Here is a 3,385-nt window from a genome sequence, read left to right on the forward strand (position 1 = left end):
AAGTAGTATCTGCATGTGATACATATACTTGGGCTGCAAATGGAACGACTTATACTACTGGAGGAACTTATACTTCTACAACAAATTGTGTAACTAGTACTTTAAATTTGACAATCAATGTTTCACCAAGTAATGCAACTACACAATCTGGTGACACATTATCAGCTACTGAAACTGGAGCAACATACCAATGGTTACTTTGTGATGGCTCATTTACTCCAATTAGTGGAGCTACATCTCAATCTTACTTAGTAACTGCAATCGGAAGTTATGCAGTTGATGTAACTAAAAATGGTTGTACAGTTAGAAGTGCTTGTGTTAATGTTACTGCTTTAAACGGAACTACTTTTGACTTAACAAAACTAAGTTACTATCCAAACCCAGTTTTGGATGTCTTTACAGTACGTTATTCAGCAAACATAACATCTGTTGAGATTTATGACTTAAGTGGAAGAAGAGTTAAAAATAACAACTCAAATAATTCTGAAGTTACTGTTAACTTATCTGATTTATCAGCTTCTGTTTATATTGTAAAGGTATTGGCTGAAGGTAAAACGGCTGAATTTAAAATAATAAAAAAATAAGCCTTTGATATTGACTTGTAAAATAAGTCAAATATAAATTTAATTAGAAATCCGTTTATTCTTCATTGAGTAAACGGATTTTTTATTTTTCATAAATAATTTTAACAATAAATATGTTAAATTTTCGTTCTACAAATGTAGAATAAAAATTTTATTCTACATTTGTAGAGTTAATTCTAAAAACATAGAGCAAAATGCAATTATCAAATACTGAAGAACAATTAATGGAACACCTTTGGAAACTTGAAAAAGCTTTCATGAAAGATTTATTAGAAGTTTATCCTGAACCAAAACCAGCTACAACAACAATTGCAACCTTATTAAAAAGAATGACTGATAAAAAGTTTGTAGCTTATACTCTATTTGCAAACTCGAGAGAATATTATCCTTTGGTAAAAAAATCAGATTATTTCTCAAAACATGTTAATGGGTTAATCAAAAACTTCTTTAACGATTCAGCTTCTCAATTTGCTTCATTTTTTACTAAAGCAACGAATTTATCTGAAAAAGAATTAGAAGAATTAAAAAAAATAATTGATATAGAACTTCAAAAAAAGAAAAAATGATAAATTTCCTTTTAGAATCAACCGTTAGTTTAATTGCATTTTTAGCATTCTATCATTTGTTTTTAGAACGCGAAAAGATGCATCAATTCAATAGATTTTACTTATTATTTTCAATCGTAATTTCTCTTATTATTCCTTTTATTTCTATCGAAATTATTCAAGAAATAGAGAATATTCCATTAGCAACAAACTTTCCAATATTAATTGATTCCGGAAATAATATTCCAATAAAAGAAACTACAAACTACATTCCTATTCTATTATGGAGTTTATATATCATAATCTCTTTCGTTCTACTAGTAAGATTTCTAAAAAACATTCTTTACTTCAAGAAAACAATTCAATCTAATGAAACAGTAAGCTATAAAAATGCTACTTTGGTTTTATTGAATCAAGAAACAATTCCGCATACATTTCTAAATTATATTTTTATAAACAAAGAATCATATAACAATAGAACTATCGAAAATGAATTATACGATCACGAATTAACACACGTAAATCAAAACCATAGTTATGATATTTTATGCATTGAACTATTAAAAATTATCTTTTGGTTTAATCCAGTGTTTTATTTCTACAAAAAAGCTATTCAACTCAATCATGAATTTCTTGCTGATGAAAATGTAGTAAAAACACATAACAATGTTTCGTTTTATCAATCCCTATTATTGAATACAAATGACAACACAAATTATTACTTGGCCAGTAATTTGAATTATTTAGTAACCAAAAAACGTCTTATTATGATGACAAAAACCACTTCCAAAAAAATGTCCATTTTAAAGAAAATGGTAATCGCTCCAATGATTTTAGGATTAGTATTTTTTCTATGCTTCAAAACAATTGCACAAGAAAAGAATAAAACTGATAATAACAGCATAGTCAATTCTAAAGAAAGTACAATTAAAAATAATGTTTCTGAAAAAACAGATGTTGAAAAATATTATGAAAAAACAATTTTTATCATAAAAAACAAAGCTAAAGAAATAGTAAAAGAATGTAAGTTTTCTGAACTAACTGAAAATGATAAAAAAACTTTAGAACTACATTATTTGAGAACTATTAAATCAGTTATCAAAGTAAAAGTATCTTCAGCTGATTTTAATGATTTTAAGAATTCCAAAAATTATGCTGTTTGGATCGACGGAAATCATGTTCAAAACTCAGAGTTAGACAAATATAATGAAACAGATTTTGTACATTTTTTTAATAGCTTTGTTCATAAAAACGCGAGAAGTAAAAACTTTCCACAAGAACATCAAGTAAGTTTATATACTGAAGAAGGGTTTAAACTTACATTTTCAAAGAAAGCTGAAATTGCACAACCATCTATTACTTTATTAAAAAATGGAGATTCTATAAATGGTATCATCTTAAATTAATTAGGAATTACAACTATTTTAAAAAGCTTTATCACTATTAATATGTGTTAAAGCTTTTTCGATATAATTAATTATCAACAACTTACAACATTTCGTAACATTTGGCGTTAAAATTGTACTTATTATCATCAATCAAAATCAATCCTTATGTTAAAACGTTTTTTTATTCTTTGCTCTGGTGTCGATAAAGACATTGTTCAAAATTGTTCCGATGGAGAACAAAACAAATATGCCGGAATTGGAGCCACTGTTTTCTTTACAGCAGTTATGGCTTTCTTGGCTGGTTCTTATGCGCTTTATACTGTTTTTGACGACTATTATGTTGCCGTTTTCTTTGGTTTAATTTGGGGTTCACTTATCTTTAATTTAGATAGATTTATCGTTTCAACAATCAAGAAACGTGATAATTTTATGGATGAATTCATTCAAGCAACTCCAAGGATTATATTAGCAGTTATTATTGCTATTGTAATTTCAAAACCTTTAGAAATCAAAATATTTGAAAAAGAAATCAATACGGTTTTATTGAAAGAAAAAAATGCAATGATGTTGGCTAACAAAAAAGAAGTTACCAATTATTTTCAAACGGATTTAGATAAAAACAAAGCTCAAATTGATAGTTTAAAATCTGACATCACTAAAAAAGAAAAAGAAGTTAACGATTTATATGCCGTTTACATTACTGAAGCAGAAGGAACTGCTGGTACAAAAAAATTAGGAAAAGGTCCTGTTTATAAAGAAAAAAGAGATAAACATGACGCTGGTTTACAAGATTTAGCGGCTTTAAAAACAACTAATCAAGCAAAAATTATTGATTTAGAAGCAAAAGCAAAATTACTTCAAGTAGATT

The 3,385-nt window shown here is 27.0% G+C and carries 4 protein-coding genes; all 4 read left to right on the forward strand.

Features of this window, described 5'->3' with window-relative positions; genetic code table 11:
• The coding region (locus AACZ53_RS14265; RefSeq protein ID WP_339839827.1) for a T9SS type A sorting domain-containing protein at window positions 1-584 on the forward strand (584 nt) is incomplete at its 5' end.
• A 194-nt stretch (window positions 585-778) separates the two neighbouring features.
• Complete coding sequence (locus AACZ53_RS14270) at window positions 779-1,150, forward strand: BlaI/MecI/CopY family transcriptional regulator (protein ID WP_339839829.1); 372 nt, start codon at window positions 779-781, stop codon at window positions 1,148-1,150.
• Window positions 1,147-2,535 (forward strand): M56 family metallopeptidase, encoded by a 1,389-nt coding sequence (locus tag AACZ53_RS14275; RefSeq protein WP_339839831.1) that lies wholly within the window; start codon window positions 1,147-1,149, stop codon window positions 2,533-2,535. The genes AACZ53_RS14270 and AACZ53_RS14275 overlap by 4 nt, the downstream gene beginning before the upstream one ends.
• Window positions 2,536-2,682: 147 nt before the next feature.
• Window positions 2,683-3,385 (forward strand): DUF4407 domain-containing protein (locus AACZ53_RS14280; protein ID WP_339839833.1); only part of this gene is annotated, 703 nt, incomplete at its 3' end.

This window comes from uncultured Flavobacterium sp., assembly GCF_963975005.1.
GTDB lineage: Bacteria > Bacteroidota > Bacteroidia > Flavobacteriales > Flavobacteriaceae > Flavobacterium.